This window comes from Bradyrhizobium sp. 197 (assembly GCF_023073375.1).
Classification (GTDB): domain Bacteria; phylum Pseudomonadota; class Alphaproteobacteria; order Rhizobiales; family Xanthobacteraceae; genus Bradyrhizobium.
In genome coordinates this window covers 1-843 of sequence record NZ_JADPJJ010000052.1, presented here as the reverse complement: position 1 = coordinate 843, position 843 = coordinate 1, and the positions used below count along the sequence as shown (strand labels likewise).

Here is an 843-nt window from a genome sequence, read left to right as displayed (position 1 = left end):
CTCCTGCAACGCGCGTTTGGCCTTCGGCTGCTGGCTCTTCGGCAACTTGGCGAGCACGTTGGCGGTCTTGTGCACCCAGCAGCGCTGCTCGCGCGTTTTCGGCCAGACCTCGCCGGCCGCCTTCCAGAACCCGAGTGCGCCATCGGCGATGGTAAGCTGCGGCGCCACGTCGAGCCCGCGCCGCTTCAGATCGAGCAGCAGATCGCGCCAGTCCTGCGCGCTCTCGCGGGCGCCATCGGTGAAGCCGACCAGTTCCTTGCGGCCTTCCGGCGTCGCGCCGATCAGCACCAGGATGCACTGCTTTTCGTCTTCGAGGCGCGCTTGGAGATGGATGCCATCGGCCCAGATGTAGACGTAGCGCTTCGCCGACAGATCGCGCCTCTGCCACGCGGCGTGCTCGTCGAGCCAGCCATCCTTCAGGCGACCGATGGCGGATGCCGACAACCCGGCAGCATCCTTGCCGAGCAGCGCAGCCAGCGCCTCAGAGAAGTCGCCGGTCGAGATACCCTTCAGGTAAAGGATCGGCAGCAGCGTCTCGATCGACTTCGACCGGCGCATGTAGGGCGGCAGGATCGACGGCGAGAACCGGATGCGGCCAGGATCGGCGGCGTCCGCTTCGCGATCGCGTACACGCGGCTGGCGGACGGCGACCGGACCGATGCCGGTCATCACCTCGCGCTCCGGCAGGTGACCGTGGCGGACGACGCGCTGGTGGCCGTCCCGGGTCTTCAAATCGGCATGCTGGCCTAGAAAGTCTGCAACCTCGGCCTCGACCGCCTGGGCCAGCAGGGCACGCGCTCCATTGCGCAAGACTTCTGTGAGTTGATCGTCGAAGATTCCTGG

The 843-nt window shown here is 66.9% G+C and carries 1 protein-coding gene; it reads right to left on the bottom strand.

Features of this window, described 5'->3' with window-relative positions; genetic code table 11:
• On the bottom strand, nucleotides 1-843 hold an 843-nt coding region (locus IVB27_RS10945), incomplete at both ends, for an IS256 family transposase (RefSeq protein ID WP_249811420.1).